General features: G+C 35.9%; 12 protein-coding genes, 2 tRNA genes and 4 pseudogenes. 6 read left to right on the top strand and 12 right to left on the bottom strand.

What is annotated here, in order from left to right; translation table 11 throughout:
* Positions 1-2: 2 nt before the first annotated feature.
* Together rpsO and OPR39_RS01340 are read right to left on the bottom strand one after the other, a co-directional pair.
* Positions 3-275 (bottom strand): 30S ribosomal protein S15, encoded by a 273-nt coding sequence (gene rpsO, locus OPR39_RS01345; protein WP_006279944.1) that lies wholly within the window; start codon positions 273-275, stop codon positions 3-5.
* A 12-nt stretch (positions 276-287) separates the two neighbouring features.
* Positions 288-617 (bottom strand): hypothetical protein, encoded by a 330-nt coding sequence (locus OPR39_RS01340; protein ID WP_227738555.1) that lies wholly within the window; start codon positions 615-617, stop codon positions 288-290.
* Positions 618-842: 225 nt separating this feature from the next.
* Here OPR39_RS01340 and OPR39_RS01335 point away from each other — a divergent pair, with 225 nt between their 5' ends.
* The 3 genes from OPR39_RS01335 to OPR39_RS01325 are packed head-to-tail and all read left to right on the top strand — an operon-like array spanning position 843 to position 2,608.
* Complete coding sequence (locus OPR39_RS01335; RefSeq protein ID WP_012673282.1) at positions 843-1,190, top strand: ferredoxin family 2Fe-2S iron-sulfur cluster binding protein; 348 nt, start codon at positions 843-845, stop codon at positions 1,188-1,190.
* A gap of 7 nt (positions 1,191-1,197) precedes the next feature.
* Complete coding sequence (locus OPR39_RS01330) at positions 1,198-2,238, top strand: hypothetical protein (protein ID WP_015589262.1); 1,041 nt, start codon at positions 1,198-1,200, stop codon at positions 2,236-2,238.
* Positions 2,222-2,608, top strand: coding sequence for a cytochrome c-type biogenesis protein (locus OPR39_RS01325; RefSeq protein WP_015589263.1), 387 nt, complete (start codon positions 2,222-2,224; stop codon positions 2,606-2,608). Before OPR39_RS01330 ends, OPR39_RS01325 begins: the two co-directional genes overlap by 17 nt.
* 230 nt (positions 2,609-2,838) lie before the next feature.
* On the opposite strand, the pseudogene OPR39_RS01320 reads toward OPR39_RS01325, so the two are convergent.
* The 9 genes and pseudogenes from OPR39_RS01320 to OPR39_RS01270 form a co-directional block, all read right to left on the bottom strand.
* A pseudogene (locus OPR39_RS01320) lies at positions 2,839-3,827 on the bottom strand (IS630 family transposase).
* Positions 3,828-3,942: 115 nt separating this feature from the next.
* Positions 3,943-4,680, bottom strand: a complete 738-nt coding sequence (locus tag OPR39_RS01315; RefSeq protein WP_015589264.1) for a putative folate metabolism gamma-glutamate ligase — start codon at positions 4,678-4,680, stop codon at positions 3,943-3,945.
* A gap of 1 nt (position 4,681) precedes the next feature.
* Positions 4,682-5,162 (bottom strand): annotated as a pseudogene (locus tag OPR39_RS07095) (dihydrofolate reductase).
* The gene (folP, locus tag OPR39_RS01300) at positions 5,159-6,439 is read right to left on the bottom strand and encodes a dihydropteroate synthase (protein ID WP_141457249.1); all 1,281 of its coding nucleotides are present in this window, start codon (positions 6,437-6,439) and stop codon (positions 5,159-5,161) included. The pseudogene OPR39_RS07095 and the gene folP overlap by 4 nt, the downstream one beginning before the upstream one ends.
* Positions 6,436-6,822 carry a dihydroneopterin aldolase gene (locus tag OPR39_RS01295; protein ID WP_007548841.1) on the bottom strand — a complete coding sequence of 129 codons (387 nt, stop codon included), beginning with the start codon at positions 6,820-6,822 and terminating at the stop codon, positions 6,436-6,438. The genes folP and OPR39_RS01295 overlap by 4 nt, the downstream gene beginning before the upstream one ends.
* Positions 6,823-6,861: 39 nt before the next feature.
* A pseudogene (locus tag OPR39_RS01285) lies at positions 6,862-7,517 on the bottom strand (CADD family putative folate metabolism protein).
* 70 nt (positions 7,518-7,587) lie between these two features.
* Positions 7,588-7,664 (bottom strand) — tRNA-Ile (locus OPR39_RS01280).
* A 42-nt stretch (positions 7,665-7,706) separates the two neighbouring features.
* Positions 7,707-8,030, bottom strand: a complete 324-nt coding sequence (trxA, locus tag OPR39_RS01275; protein WP_006279168.1) for a thioredoxin — start codon at positions 8,028-8,030, stop codon at positions 7,707-7,709.
* Between the two features lie 116 nt (positions 8,031-8,146).
* The gene (locus tag OPR39_RS01270) at positions 8,147-8,767 is read right to left on the bottom strand and encodes a ribonuclease D (protein WP_015589270.1); all 621 of its coding nucleotides are present in this window, start codon (positions 8,765-8,767) and stop codon (positions 8,147-8,149) included.
* A 173-nt stretch (positions 8,768-8,940) separates the two neighbouring features.
* On the opposite strand from OPR39_RS01270, the gene OPR39_RS01265 reads away from it, so the two are divergent.
* Both OPR39_RS01265 and OPR39_RS01260 read left to right on the top strand, forming a co-directional pair.
* Positions 8,941-9,013 (top strand) — tRNA-Gly (locus OPR39_RS01265).
* 845 nt (positions 9,014-9,858) lie between these two features.
* Positions 9,859-10,739 (top strand): annotated as a pseudogene (locus tag OPR39_RS01260) (IS110 family transposase).
* 289 nt (positions 10,740-11,028) lie between these two features.
* Here the strand turns inward: OPR39_RS01260 and OPR39_RS01255 are convergent.
* Positions 11,029-13,692 (bottom strand): PD-(D/E)XK nuclease family protein, encoded by a 2,664-nt coding sequence (locus OPR39_RS01255; protein WP_174516936.1) that lies wholly within the window; start codon positions 13,690-13,692, stop codon positions 11,029-11,031.
* Positions 13,693-13,791: 99 nt separating this feature from the next.
* Between OPR39_RS01255 and OPR39_RS01250 the strand changes: the two genes are divergently transcribed.
* Positions 13,792-16,806, top strand: a complete 3,015-nt coding sequence (locus OPR39_RS01250; protein WP_265038875.1) for an AIR synthase-related protein — start codon at positions 13,792-13,794, stop codon at positions 16,804-16,806.
* The last annotated feature ends 64 nt before the right edge of the window (positions 16,807-16,870 follow it).

Genomic DNA, 16,870 nt, shown 5'->3' with positions numbered 1-16,870 from the left:
GATTATTTTCTAATGCCTAACTTCTCTATTAATTCCTGATAGGCTTCATTACCAAATTTACGCTTTATATAATTTAAGTGCTTGCGTCTTCTACCTATCAATATAAGTAAACCACGCTTAGAGTGATGGTCATGCTTGTGCACTTTAAAATGCTCAGTTAAGTTACTGATCCTCTCGGTCAAAATTGCACATTGTACAAAAGATGAGCCTGTATCATCTTCTTTAATTGCATATATATTTATCAAACTCTTTTTCTTTTCGGATGTTATCGACATCTAAACCTCATTTTAAATATTAAAAACACGAATAGGTTTCACACAACCATAAATAAAACTGCAGATTGCAATGGGTACACTACCCACCACCGTACAACAAATATCATGATTCTTTAAATTACGCAAGTTATTTAATACAACTTCCTGACCTTTTCTGATTTTCCCCGCATCTTCTAGGGAAATTTCAACTTTGAACATCGATTTTAAAGCCGATTCAATGGGGATGACGAAACTTTTTGTATTACTCCCTGTCACTCCATCATCTTCTGTCATCCCACCCCCCTCTGTCATCCAAGTAGCTGACACTGGGATGACGAGAAAGGAGCACTGGAATGACATCATAGGGGCGCTACCATCATAAAGGAACCAGTGTCAGCTACTTGGATGACAGAGGGGGGTGGGATGACACCCTGACAATCGTCATCCCGCTGCTTGTTAGCGGGATCTATGCTAAAGGAGATACTTGGATAACAAGAAATATAGGTACTGGAATTGTAAAGAGTTTGCAAATATTAGTTATTACCTGTAGGATATAAAGAAATTAGTAAGGATTTTAATAGGAATAATATGCCATCTGTTACTTTTATTTTACCTGATGGGAGTAAGAAAAGCTATGAAGCTGCAGAGGGAGAAACTCTGCTCAATTTAGCCCACAGAAGTGATCCAGATCTGCTTGAAGGTGCATGTGAAGGTTCTCTTGCTTGCTCTACATGCCATGTAATTGTTGATCCAAAGTTTTATAATGCTGTAGAAATACATAACCCTATATCTGATGAGGAAAATGATATGTTAGACCTAGCTTTCGGCTTAACAGAGACGTCGAGGCTTGGATGCCAAATAAAAATCACAAAAGATATCGACGGCTTGTGTGTAACCATACCAAGGGGTACAAGAAACATATCATTAGATAAATAGGGGAATCATGCGTAAGATTTTTATCTATATTATCATCTCTTTACTTTTGTTTATTCCTGTAGCGTATAGTGGTTTTTGGTATTTTTCTGCATGTAAGGTAAAAAATCTTTTAGCTGAAACAATACTATACATTAACGACGAAAAATTTGATATTTCACATGATTTTAGTGGATTTCCTTCTAACCTAATTTTCCGTGTGACAAACCCAAAATTTTCCAATGAGCAATTAACCATCTCATCTGATGCTTTATTGATAAAAAATAGATTGTTTGATAAATCAGTATATATCTACATACCAAGCAATGAAGTCAACATTGCTGTTCATGATGATGAGAAAAAGAATATAAAATGCCACACAAACGATAGCAGCCACTTTGTTGTTAGACTAAACGATTTACCATCTTCATTGCGATTCAACAAAAATAGTACCGTGATAGACTATATAGATACACTTCGTTACGAAGATTATGGATTAAAATGTGATGTTTTAGAAAATCAGCAAAGTGTTATAACTGAAGTGAATGATAAAAGCAATTACATTCAATTTCACCTCGATAAAGAACCAAGTGGAAATACTAAACTAGGATTTGATTTTTATACTTATCGGTATAAAAATACTGCAAGTCCTGAAAGTTACCTTAGTATCGACACTAAATTTGATTACGAATTTGTAAACCACATCTCAGCTTCCAGAATTAATTTCAACATAGAGAAATTTTTAATTCAAAGTAATAATTTTTCTCTTGCTGCAGATGGTGGAGTGCGAAATTATAACTTGGTTACGTCTTCATTTAAAGACAAAATCAACGTGGCTATATCAAATTATAAAGAATTAATCTCGTTTATGATTGGTGACTCAAAAACTTCAGATGCGTTTGAAAAATTAATGTCTTCCTTATCAGAAAAAACAACTGATGATGGCATTCAATTTTCAATAAAGTACGATGATGATGTAGGGTCAAGCTTTATTGGAAAGTTATCCACCACTGATTTTATGAACCAGCTCAGTAAAATAACCCAATTAACCAAGGATGAGAGCAGTAGTTAGTTTACTTTTCATATTGATATTCCACTCAGGCGTAAACGCTTTTACTCTGGATAATAAACTCAGAGATAAAAGCATGGAAAAACGAGCAACCAGTTTATTTGAAATAATAAGGTGTCCAATATGTTCTGGCGAATCATTGTCTGAATCTGGATCTCAGATCGCGTATGATATGCGAGAAGCAATTCGTAAAAAAATCAATGATGGATACACAGATGAAGAGATAATCTCAGAGTTAAAAAATTCTTACGGCAATTCAATTATAATCGTACCGCCTATAAAATCTAGCACTTACATTTTGTGGTTTATTCCACTTACAACTCTGCTTATTGGGTGTTTTTTAATACAAAGATACATCAATACAACCACTTAAACCTTTTATATATAGCTAAAGTGACTTAGGTTCTCTAATTGCACATAAGTCAACAATAATTTTCACACAAATCAAAACAGCATATCTTCTCCATAATCCTTGGTAATTTTACATAAGTTAAAAGTAGCATATGGTTCTCTCCGCGGTCTGAGATGACAATAAATTTGTCAAGCCGCATTATACTTGTTAGGCGGAAGTGGACGGCAACATGTTTATACCAATTCTCATTACTAGTGAATCAAATAAGCGGCATTGCAGAGTTTTTTAATTGCGGAGTGAGAAAGAGAGGTAATAAATTTGCACAAAGCGCTCTCAAGCAAAGCAATTGTGTCGTAGATTTTGTTACACAAAATGTTCTGTTTTATATATAACCAAAACCTCTCAACAGGATTGAGGTCAGGTGAGTATGGTGGTAGGTATATAATGTCGATATTTTTAGGTACTTTTAAATTTTTTGACTTATGCCAACTAGCACAATCCATGATAAGAAATGCCTCCCTTGTTCCTAAATATTGTGACATCTGCTCAAGGAATATATTCATACAATCAGTATTGACGTTTGAGCTAGAACTTTCTCCATTTCTGGGATTAACTGCACTATAGAGATAAAAATTTTGCCTACCTAGTTTTACCTTAACCTGTGTCCTAATGCCTTTTTTAAACCACCCGTGTCCAATCTTTGAATGTGTGCCAAACCGCGATTCATCGAAGAAAAATAGCTCTTTTTCAGGATACATGACAATAGTTTCATTAAGATTTTTTTTTAAATTCCTCTTGTTTACTTTTATCTTGTCCGTTATGCACTGGTCTTGGTGTGATATATGAGAATTTCATTCTTTGCATATTACGGTGTACTGTAGATTTGCTGATATTCAAACCAAACTTTTCTTGAATTCTTATTTTCATTTCTTTTATAGTAATATTGGGGTTTTCCTCTATCCACACCTCAACTTGTTCACGTTGACTTTGATTCAATATAGTTTTTCTACGGCGTTGAGGCGGAGCAAATAATTTTTCTTCTCTGCCAAATTTTAGGTCATGCAGTAAGTGCCTTTCTTGAAATGCAGCATATCTTTGCTACGGCTGTTATACTGTGCTTTTTTGCTGCAATTACAGCATTTAGTTTTTTTGCAACATATGCGTTATTTCTTACTTTCTTCAGCATTTCTTTTGCTGATTCCACCACTTTTTCATCCAATAATTTTGATCTTAATGCCATTTAAACCTCGCTACTTTACTTACTTCAGTATGGCTTTTTTCTATTATTGTCTATCCGTTACTTGTGTAGCGGGAATTGGTATAAGAAGTCTAATAGCAAATTTTTAAGTTCCTCTTTAACTCTTTAACCAGCGGGCTCGCATGAGGAGAGGAGAGTAAAGGTCCTCTTCCATAGATATCTTCACACTTTTTTCTTCTTCTGTAGTTGGCAGACGAGTAAGAAAGTGAATCTTTGGTGCGCCACTAATTATTGCCATTGGTGTTTGCTCCGCCCCTTCTCCCATAACTAAAACAGCAGACGTTGCCAGCGCATCAAGAAGATTGACTTGTGTTACTTGCAGTGGTTGATCATAAAGATCTGGCTTGCCTATATAGGAATAAAATGGTTCAAATCCACACCAACCAAGAGCAACGCCCGTAACCCCAAGGCGCATAGGTGTTATGTTACTATCTGTAATCAAAATACCAAGATGTTTTATGCAGTGTTTTGTCTTGAGATAGTTCCATATTGATAGAGCTGTTTTCTGAACATCCTTTGGGTATAAAATATACATTTCATTACCATTTGATTCATCAATACCAGCAGATGGAATTAAGATATTGTCTTTGATTGTTAAATAGATGCCGTAAGAATTATGGTCTACATCAACAATTGCATCAGCTTCTCTTTTGATTAGCTCTTCTTTAGAACAAGCAGTTTTGCAAACCACTTGTTTTTGACAAATAGAAATGATTTTTGATGTGATAGCAAGAACAACTTCCTCTCCTAGCAACTCTGAAACATAGCGATCAAGAACCTGCTCTAATACTTCCCCACATTCAATGCGGTGGGTATAAATTGCTTTAACATGCATATTAACGTATTAGCCTACATATAGTATAATCTTTCGTTTTGGTGAGAATAGTTTTATGCCATCCATCAAGAAGTGTTAAGTTGAAATATACATCACCTTTATAGGGTTTGTGAATTTCTGTTATGATAAATTCTGAGATTAGATCATACTCCAAAAAAAGATGCGCTATTTGTGCTCCACCAATCATGAAGACTTTAGAATTACTTTGGATTGACAAAAACTCTTGCATAGAAGAAATAATAGTGCATTTTACTCCTCTGTTAAAACAAGAATTTAATTTGTCACGAGAAAAAAACAACAGGGATACGATCCTTTAATATGTTTTGAGACATAGTTTCAAATGTTTTTCTTCCCATAACAATAATTTGTTTGTCAGTCACCTGACGAAAATGATCTAACTCACTTGGATAATGCCAGGGCAATCCATTATTTATTCCAATTACCCCCTTGGGATCAACAGCCATAATTCCGATAACTATCATCCCTGTAAAGCAGCTTGAGCTACAAAGAATCGCATGTGATCACGCACATTATGCACTCGAAGGAAATCAACCTTGTTGTGCAATGCAGATGATAAAGCAATTGTTTCTAAATCTCGGTTAAAGACAGGTTCTGTAGAAAAAGAAGAAATAAATGACTTTCTAGAATGGCCAACCAGAACTTTGCAGCCAAAACTTTGCAATGCTTCTATATTGCATAAAAGCCAGATATTCTGATATAGAGATTTTCCAAAACCAATACCAGGATCAATAATTATCGAGCTTTGATCAAAACCTAGGGTAAGTAACCTGCTAATGCTCTTCTCTGCCCAATTATTTATGATATCAATTGGGTCAGTGTCGTCTGGAATAATGTTGTCTCTATGTGGTGGTATTGAAAGTGAATGCATAATAACGATGCTGCAACCATTACTAGCAACTGCTTTTAAGGTATTATCATCTAGATCTCCCTTCTGATTGTTTATCCAGGCAATGTTGTAGTGTTCCAAAACATTTAAAATAACGTCTGGCCAGAAACTATCAATGCTGACTTTAATATCACCAACTTTCATATACTGATTGAGATTATCAAGCACTGGTTTTAAGCGTGCATATTCTGCTTTTGGAGTTTGTATTGAGGAGCCAGGTCTTGTTGATTGAGCACCAAGATCAACTATACTTGCACCGTCTGATACCAGTTGCAGTGCTTGCTTGGTTGCTTGATCTGCATCATAATAAAGACCACCATCTGAAAATGAATCAGGAGTAATATTAACAATACCTACAAGCTCTGGTGAAAGCGTAAAACTCCTTAAAAAGCAATCCTTAATGTTAGGGTTAATAGTACCAAACGTTTTGTTAACTACTGCCATGGGACTCAGCATTGCCATCAAGTGAAGCAAAAATGGTCTGTTTATCAATTCTGGGTGAGGAATCTTAAGGTAGGATGTATCAAGTGTCAGGTTATCCCATAACAAAATATCCAAATCAATAACGCGAGGTGCCCATTTTTCATAGACCTGCGGGCGGCCAATGTCACACTCAATTTGTTTAAGGCCCTTTAACAGCTCTTCAGGAGAAGAAGAACAACTTCCATACACAACCATATTTAGAAATGGCCTGTCCCACCCAGGTGGAGCATCATTTGGTAAAATAGCCTTAGTTTCCAGAATAATTGAAGATTTTAAATTTTTAAAATAGCGTTCCTGCAGTAACTGAGCAGCCTTTTGTAAATGGGAAAAGCGATTCCCCATATTTGAGCCAATAGAAATGTAAATCATTCTTGCAACGCATTACGATAAGTAAAGAAAACACCTCCATGCACACTGGGGACAGGTGGTGCAACTTTGTGAATAGTTACGCCTATAGAAGAAATAATAAGCTTTTTTTGCATCACAAGGTTATTAATGGTCCTGTATATATCATGAGTTAAATGCTCGATTAAGTTGAATTGCTTGCTTTGAACGAGAGATTGAATACTCTGAACTACCTCCAAGTAGCATATAGTATCCTCAAGCCGGTCAGTTGTAAGTCCTAAAGGGGGGGATTTAAAGGTAAAATCAATATTAACACTAACTAATTGAGAATGATACTTCTCTTCTGCACTATAGCCTAAATGAACCCAAAGCCGTAAGTCAGATATAAGAAGATTACATGCAGACATTGCATTCCAACATCACTGAGTTTAAGCTACTTACAACTACTAACACACACTGGCATTTATCATCCCATCAAGAAAACCCCACAAGAGCTTTGCTCCCTTTTGAGCACCCTGCATAACTTTATCTTGCTCTTTTTCATCTAGATCTTCAATAAGATTTGCACACTCCTCAGAATGCCACTCATCAGCTTCCATATGAACCGTAAAAAATTGAAGAGAACACTCATCACTTATTGAATAGTGTTTTTTAAACCTTCAATTTTAGACTTAGAAACCTCTGGAGTTTGACGTTCGTAAGCGTATAAGGCTCCAAGACCTGCCGCAAAACCTGATCTTACAATATCAAAGTAACCATCAACTAACTCCTGTGTCTCTTTAATCTGTGCACTTTCACGAAGATCAGATCGCGCAACGCCAAGCCCTTCAGCAAAACGTTGCCATAATTCTGGATGATTTTCATCACCTTGTTCCTCTTCTATTAAATTACCAAGTAAAACCTGTCGCATTTTTAGATCTGGGCACAAAAAATGTATACCACTGATGTAACGAGGAAACGCAGCAACGTGGTGATAATATTCTTTAGCATAGGTTTGTAAAGCTTGCAAGCTTAAGCTTCCTGTATTCCATGACTGGTAAAATGGATGATTTAGTAAGTGCAATTCATCTAACTTGTTATTTAGAGACTTAGTAAATTTCATTATTTCCTCCATTATATCAACATATAGTTCATATACTACAGCTTTCTCATTGTTACGATCATGCTAACAATGGTGGGATTGGTAGGACTCGAACCTACGGCCAATTCGTTATGAGCGAACTGCTCTAACCGACTGAGCTACAATCCCTTTTATCAATATTTATAATACACACAAAAGCAAATTTGTCTATTAGCTTATTTCACTATCAACCCAACTTGACAAATCATTTGTTGCACCAATTTTGCGTGCAATTTCCTTACCATCTTGAAATATGATTAAAGTGGGTATAGATTGCACTCCATACTTACTTGGCACTTCAGTCCCTTCATCTATGTCGAATTTGCAGATCTTAATCTTGCCTTTTCTGTCTTTAGCCAATTGTTCGATACGTGGCATTAGACTTTTACATGGCCCACACCATTCTGCCCAAAAGTCTATCAGAACAAACCCTTTATAGTCAGTGACTTCAGATTTGAAATTTTGATCATTTACCGATGTAATATCATCACTCATAAAATACCTAAATTTTTGTAAAATATAGCATATCTATTAGCAGTTAATCAACTAAATTCTTACCGCAGAGCTTGAAAAATTGCCCTAAAGTGTTTTGCACAAACAAAAAACTTCTATTACATCTGGTGGTTAAAGATATCCACGTTTTCCCAACCCATTAAGTCTAACTCAATACGAGTAGGAAGAAATTCAAAGCACTTTTGGGCCAATTCTTTTCTATTTTCACGTTCCAGCATTAAGTCTAGCTTTTCCTTTATCCTGTGGAGATACAAAACATCAGATGCAGCATAACTTTTTTGTTTGTCTGTTAAATTTTCATTTCCCCAATCAGAAGATTGCTGCTGCTTATTTAGTTTGGTATCAAGCAGCTCTAAGCACAACTCTTTTAAGCTATGATTATCTGTGTAAGTGCGAACTAAACGTGAAGCTATTTTTGTGCAATAGCACGGAAGTGCCCAAGTTTCCAAGTAATAACGTATTATGCTCACATCAAATCGCGCGAAGTGAAATATTTTAGTTATATTTTTATCCTCTAATATTTTTCTCAAATTTGGCGCTGTATAATCGTTCTTGAGTTGAACTAAGTGAGCGTTGCCATCATTAAAAGAGAGCTGCACAAGGCATAATCTATCTCTGCTATGAAGTAGCCCCATTGCCTCGGTATCAACAGCTATAGACCTTACATCATCTGGTATTGAACTAGCTGGCAAGTCGTCTTTATATAAAAATATTCCCATAAAGCTTTGTGGAATAATTAAAAACTTATGATAATCAAAAATAAGCCTTAAGTATACGAAAAGATCATAGAAGGAACCACACAAGTTTATGGGCTCTCACATTTTTCGTGTACACGGGGGTTTACAAATTGCTGTATATGCCTATAATTAAGTAAATTTAGGTTAATTTAATTGCGGGAGTAGCTCAGTTGGTAGAGCGCAACCTTGCCAAGGTTGAGGTCGAGGGTTCGAACCCCTTCTCCCGCTCTTTACTTTCAAAATCATTTCGTCAAAAATCCCTTGACACCCTTCGCCAGCCCCCTTATCATAACAGTGAAGCTATTGTATTTGCTTTCGCCAATCTGCAGATTAAAAGGTAAGGATTACTTAATGTATCGGCGTCTTATGTTCAATTTTTTGCAGTATATAGATACTGTATGTCTTTACAAAACTTCATCTACATCTAGATTTTTATCTAAATAAGCTGAACGCGCTTATAAAGCGTTACAAGACATCAAAAAATGCCAATACTCGACAGAGATAGTAAAAGACTAGCTAACTCGGGGATTCTTTGTCTTTTTTTCTGCTTAGTAAATTTCTTAAACATTTGCAGCGTAAGTTAGTTGCAATTAAAAGCGGCTGAATCTCGCTTGTCAAGCGTTTAAAACATAAAAAACGCCAATATTTTAAAGCAGATAATAACCCCAGGGCTTCTTTTGCCTTTTTTTTATTTGGTAAATTTCTTAATATTTATGGCTAAACGACAATCGTCATCCCGCTACTTGTTAGCGGGATCTATGTTAAGGTATAGTAGGGGATCTATGTTAAGAGATACCGCGGCGGTATGACGGTTCGTGGCGGCGTGACGATAAGCTCGTCATCCCGCTACGTGTTAGCGGCTAAGAGATACCGCGGCGGCTGTAAGTTAAAAATATGTTATAAAAGAAACAAGAGGGAACTACTCACTATAGGAATAGCGGGCGTGTACGACCGACGCGGCGTTGACAACCGTTTATATCAAGGCTATCCCTCGATACGTTTGAATAGTTGCATGGGACATATGTATGCACCCGTTTACAATCTTAAATCAATAAACTATCGAGGTTATTAATATGGTTACATCTTATCAAAATTTTATTGGTATTGACATCGGAAAATTTAAAAATGTTATTGCGGTTCACACACAGAAGAGTGTTGTCGAATTTGATAATAATGCTTCTGGTTGGCAACAATTGTTTAAAAAGTTTTCAGATATCTTACCTAATTCTTTAGTAACTTTAGAAAATACAGGAAATTGGTTTATCGCATTTTCTTATTGACAAGAATATCGCTGTACATCGAGCTAATACCCGTAAAGTAAAAAGCTTCATCTTGTCACACGGAACTTTAGCAAAGTCCGATAAATCAGATGCAAGGGCTCTTGCTCAATATGCGTCATGGAACTCTCTCTCCCCACTTCTGAAAAACAATCAACCTTGGTTGCACTTTGTCAACGTCGTGATGACATTACGCAAATGAGAACTCAGGAAAAATGTAGACTGGAAGCACCTGAAAACGACCATATAAAAGAAAGTTGTCAAAAAACTATCGGATTCTTTAATAGTCAAATAGATGAACTCAATAATACTATACAAAAAATTATTGATGAAAGCCGTGAGTTACAACAACGTCAAAAAATCCTTAAAACAGTTCCTGGAAAAGTTATCTCAAGACTTTCTGTGTTTAATGCCAGAGCTTGGCTACTTAAACAGAAAAGAAGTAGCAAGTCTTGCTGGCGCATCCAAAAGAAAGTGGAAAAGCTATTGGTTATCGAAGAATAACAGGCGGTAGAAGCAATGTTCGTACTAACGGCTGCAATGGCTGCTCAAATCTGCACTTGGTGCATTTTATTCCAAGCTCATTGAAAGTGGTAAGAAGAAGATGGTAAGCTCTAATGCGTAAAATTATGGTTATTGCTAATGCCAGGCTTAAAGAAGCAGTTAATATGAATTAAAAAAATCTGCATAGGAAATAAGTTAACGAATATGTGCGTCCACACACACTTAAAGCACAAACCATAAAATCTAAGCAGTAACTGTTGTTTGATATAAAATTTTTCTATGATAAATTAGGGTGTTTATTGTCAAAAATGCATTTTCTAATTGAATAAAAATACAAAATTATAAACAAGAGTTGTAATAAAACTAAATTCAAAAAATTTAAAAAAACATAGTTGATATGACGGTTCGTGGCGGTATGACGGTTCGCGGTGATCCCAGTGTCAGCTACTCGGATGACACCATTTACAACCACTCTCCTACCCTTTCTAGCTGTTTATAGCTGTTAAATCTCAGGAATTTATCAAAATATGGAGAGGCAATAAAGGGTGTGGAATTACTTAAATAATTAGATAAAAAACCAGGCAGATCATTTTTTAATTCTTGCATTTTGTATCTATAATTTTGTATAGAAATAACTTTTATTTTATCATAATCAAGTTTCCAATAAGCAAGTTCTGAGACTTCTCTTTTTGTTATATGTTCTACCGCTAAGGCTTGTAAAATTAATTGCGGAAAAAATCCCGACATTACTTCTTCATTGGAAGGTGGTGTACCAAGCTTATAGTCTATAATTGCCACTTGCCCACTTGGTAGATACTCAACTCTATCACATCTTGCTGTCAGTGAAATTTCTTGTGGCCTATTTGTCATCCCAGCAGTTTCATACTGATCACAAGAACCAGCATCACGCACTGGAATATGAAATATCGGACAGGAAAAGCTCTTTTCCAACTCAACATAGTTGCTTCGAGTTTCATCAAGTTCGACAAAAGATTGAATTACCCTCTGTAGTCTTATCCACCACATATTTGAAAAATTAAACTGACTAGTCGAGAATGTTTCTCGTGCAATGCTCATTGGCGACTTTTTGTTGCGTAAATATCTTGCAAGAATGTTGTGCACCATAGTGCCAAATTCCAACATCGATGGCTTAAAATTCAAGTCTCTTAATTGTTTAAGGCCCAGTATATATTCAACGTAAAATGAATAAGGATTACGAATTAGCTTTTCTATTGCACTGCAAGACATCACCTGCATTTTTTCTTTTCTAACTTCGGTTTGAGGTTTTGGCATAGGCTGAGTACATGGAACAGTACATTCAGGCGTATTTAATATCCTTAGCCAATCACGATAAGGATATTTTGACCCCTGTAACATAATTTCCAAACGCTGCAATAGAATTGGTTTTCTATGGCTTAGCGATCTTGTAATATAAACCTTACTTGCACAAAACAAATTGTGTAAAGTATAAAAAAAATACCCCTGCTCTTCTTGCGCAGAAGGAAGACTAAATTTTTCTCTCGTAAGTGCATTCAAAAGCGGACTTTGAAAGCTTGGCGCTTCATTAAACCCAGCGAGTATTACAACCTTGTTGTGATATAAGCTGAATTTATTTAAGTCATTTGCTACAGAGAAAAACTCTTTCTCTAAAAATAAGGTCAGAATTTGGTTATATAACTCTAAGGAGCACTTAATTTCTACACCCTCACATGCATTCAAGAAATTACAGGTGAAATTACCTATTTCACCATTTAGCTCTGAAAAATTTATACCAGATAGCATATTAACACACTGCAAATGAGTTGCCACCACATCAGAAATAGGGCAATTTATAATGTTAAGCAAAGGATTAAATACAACCTCTAACTTACTGATAATAAGTAATATATCTTCTTTATGTTTTAGCTTTTTATGGGCATTGATAGCATTTATAATATCGCTCAGGCCATTTGTACTAAAGTTGCGTAATACCTCTATTTCAAATTCAGATAAAATCCGAGTGTACTCTTCTTGAGTGTAACCAAAAGTCACTAGCCTATGTTTAAGGAGCGAAAGTAATGACACACTGCTCCAATTTGAGGTCAAAACTTCGATACTATAAAGCAGAAGCGTTATATAAGGGTAATTTTCCGGTATGGCACTGTGTTGCCTTGATAAACATGCTATACGAGCTGCAAGTAATTTATCAAAGACGACCAAAGAAATGTTTTCATAACCTTCATTTTCTATAATTAATGATGTCACTTGTGCTTCTTCCTCTCTGGAATCACAAGTGATGACTTCAATATTGCCAACATGTCCACTACTAACTTTGCTTAGATCGGCAGTTGTATCAAAGACATAGTCAGTTATTTCATTCTCTATAGTGTTCAAGCAGCTAACATCCCTTCTATCTACATTTAAATAATCGAGCAGATCTTTCAGACAATATTGATAGTGTTTTTTATCAAGCAATTTCCAGTCTTTCTCTTTAATTTTCAAATTCAGGTTAGGCAAAATTATTTTTCCAAATGGCAGGTCATATATAGCCTTAATTAACGACTTATCCTTTCCAATTCCAACAAAGATTATATATTGGTCTTTTTGTAAAGAGATTATCATATTGTTTATGTAATCACTCTTATGTTTTAATATATCTACTACTTCTAAACCTTTTAAAGTTTTACTCCAAGTCTCAGTGAGTAAGCTTATGAAATTCTCTATTTTTTTTGAATGCTCATTAAATTGATCATAATCCGTTGTTTGGGTAGATTGAATTTTATCAAGCAGTGATGGCAGGCTATAAGCTAAATCAACTGGGAAATTGTCGTTATTTTTTCTATTCCATTCCAATATGAATTGAATGAGTAGCAGCGTCCTTTTTATTGGACTTATAACTTTAACTCTATCAAGATTTAATATTAAATCTTCCTCATCAATGTTCTCTAGCGAAACTATCTCTGGCAAAATTATGCATTTTTCAGCGTTATAATTCTTGAATGCATTGAGTAACGCTATCACATCCCTCTTGCAAGGAAGTATGACCTTTATCTCGGGAATTTTTTCTCTTTCATATTCAGAAAATATGTGCTGAACCAGCACATCAAAAAGGGATTCATCCACATTAACGGTAAAAACTCTTCCCACTAACAGTAACAATTAATACAATATTTTATTGTATAGAAATTATTCAAAATATAAACGTGCTTGTATGCTATTATATATTAAAATTTTTTATAACATTACATGGCAAACATTAGAATAGAAGTTTTAAATAAATGCGAGCAAATTGGATGCAGATGGTTAGTCAACGTTTACTCGATTTACATACGCAAAGGATTACCATCCAAATTATATGAAGAAATTTGCGGGCTATTTTATAATAAAGTCATACAAGACTGCCGTTATTATTCCTACAATGAAAACCTTGAAGAAGTTCCGTATGATTTCATAGAACCACAAGCAAAGTGGGGCTTGGAAATAAGCTTCTTACCTGGCATGACCGATAATGTAGGCAACACAGCGAAACAAATTGTTAGAGAATATTTAATAAACAAGGACTACATTGATGAAAATGTTTGTATAAAAGCAAGAAGTTCAAAATTGATTCTAAGTCAAGCAACTGAAGATGATATAAAGCAAGAATTCAACCCTATCACTGAGTATTGCACGCTTGTTTATAAAGAAAACGGCAATTACTATTGGAGGCATTACGGTAAGTTAAAAGGCGTCATCCCAGTGCTTGACTACTTGGATCCAGAAAATTTCAAGCAATTGTATAATGAAAACTGGATTCCAGTGTCAAGCACTGGAATGACAGAGGGGGAAACAGGAATGACAAAAGAGAGCACTGGAGTGATATCAAGTAGTAATGGGGCTAAGTCTGTTAACCTAAATGTAAGTGACCAAGAACTTGAGAAAATCAGCAGAGATGGAATCGATGGTAATGGCACTTTAGGGCTCTCTCTGGCAGCAATGAAAGCTATAAAGGATTACTTTAAAAAACTTAATAGAAATCCATATGATATTGAACTTGAGTCTCTGGCACAGACTTGGTCTGAACATTGTAAGCACAATATCTTTTGCTCTCCCATTGATGAAATAAAAGATGGCCTATACGCACATTATATCAAGCGTGCAACGCGTGAGATAAATTCTGACATATGTGTGTCAGTTTTCTCTGACAACGCAGGAGGAATAATTTTTGATGACGATTACTTGATTGTAGATAAAGTTGAAACCCACAATAGCCCTTCAGCTCTTGATCCATTTGGTGGAGCAATGACCGGAGTGCTTGGAGTTAATCGTGATGTAGTTGGTTTCGGGAAAGGCGCGGAGCCTATAATGAATACCTATTACTTTTGCTTTGCCAAAGAAGCAAAAGGCAAATTTTATAGGGATAAAGAGCGCACTGATGAGATCTTACCGCCAAAATATATAATGAAAAAAGTGATCCATGGTGTTAATGTTGCTGGTAATTGCTCTGGTATTCCAACACAACTTGGATCGGTATATTTTGACGATAGATTTTGTGGCAAGCCGCTGGTTTTTGTTGGCAGTGTTGGAATTATTCCGCGCAACATAAATAACGCACCTTCACACATTAAAGGACCAAAAAATGGCGATAAAATCGTAATTATTGGTGGAAGAGTTGGAAGGGACGGAATTCACGGCGCAACGTTTTCCTCAGAGGCTTTGTCGGGAAACAGCCCTTCAACAATTGTGCAAATTGGTGACCCCATAACACAAAAAAAACTATCCAATGCCGTCATAAAAGCAAGAGATCTTGGTCTTTATAATGCAATAACGGATAACGGAGCAGGTGGTCTATCATCGTCTATTGGTGAAATGGGAAAAGACGGATTTGAAGTTGATTTGAGCAAGGTTCTCCTTAAAAACGATGGTATGGCTTCGTGGGAAATATGGATATCAGAATCACAAGAGAGAATGACCTTAGCAGTGCCAGAAGAAAATCTTCCTATGTTTAAGCAAATTATGAAAAAACATGATGTGGAGGTTTGTGTGATTGGAGAGTTCAATGAGAGTGGTAAAGCTGTTGTTAAATGTCCTGAAGGGAAAGTAATAATGGACATCGAAACTGAATTTCTGCATGACGGTAATCCTAAAATGCATTTACAGACAAAGCCGTGGACTGGAGAGTGGATAGCTACTTGCATGACACCAGACCGAGCTTCTGAGCTCCCACTTAGTTCAATAGATGTTGAACTAAAAGAAATGCTGAGCAGACCAAACATATGCAGTAAAGAGTTCATAGTGGTGCAATATGACCATGAGGTTCAAGGGTCGTCAGTGCTGAAACCACTGCAGGGCAAGGGAAGAGTGTGCAGTGAAGCTATTGTTTCAAGGCCAATCCTTTCTTCAAATAAAGGTGTTGTAAAATCGCAAGGGTTTGGCTCGAGTTATGGGGAAATTGACACTTACCATATGGCAGCATGTGCGATCGACACTGCCATACGTAACTATGTAGCCGCAGGAGGAAATATAGACCATCTAGCGTTGCTCGATAACTTTTGCTGGTGTGACGCTTATAATCCAGAAAGGCTATGGCAGCTAAAGAGAGCTGCAGAGGCTTGTTATGATTACGCAACCGCATTTAAAGCACCATTCATATCCGGAAAAGATAGTATGTTTAACGACTTTAAGGGATATGATGAAAATGGCGAGAAAGTGATGATATCTGCACCACCTTCATTACTCATTTCAGCAATTGGAATTATAGAAAATATTGAAAATGCGGTATCGCTTGATGTGAAAATGCCGGGAGACTTAATATACGTGCTTGGAGAAACACTTGATGAACTTGGTAGATCTGAATATCAGTTATATAGTGGAATAGGTAATAACAACGTACCAAAAGTTGATGCAAAGAGCGCTAGGAAGTTGTATGAGCGTTACAACCAAGCAATAAAAGATGGCATAATTGCCTCTGCAATTGCACCAAACTTAGGCGGATTAGTTATTGCTCTGGCAAAATCGCTAATTGCAGGAGACCTTGGTGCTGAAATCGATCTTTCACTAGTGCCAATAGGAAAAATACAAAATACAGACATAATAAACAAGATAATAATGTTTTCTGAATCGCAAAGTAGAATTTTGGTTACTATTACACCACAAAATCAGAAGAGGTTTGAAGAATTGTTTGAAGGTGCAGTTTATTCATGTATTGGCAAAGTAACAGAGAAAAAGGTGCTAAACATAAAGGATGTTTTAAAAGTAGATCTGAAAGATGTGGCATGCTAATATAAAATATTTTTCTTATTATGCTAAATAACTCTTTTACTATATGTAATGTTTATTTAGAATG

Origin of the sequence: Wolbachia endosymbiont (group A) of Yponomeuta plumbellus (assembly GCF_947251575.1) — a bacterium.
GTDB lineage: Bacteria > Pseudomonadota > Alphaproteobacteria > Rickettsiales > Anaplasmataceae > Wolbachia > Wolbachia pipientis.
The sequence above is the reverse complement of the archived record's forward strand: the minus strand, read 5'-3'. Positions and strand labels throughout refer to the sequence as shown.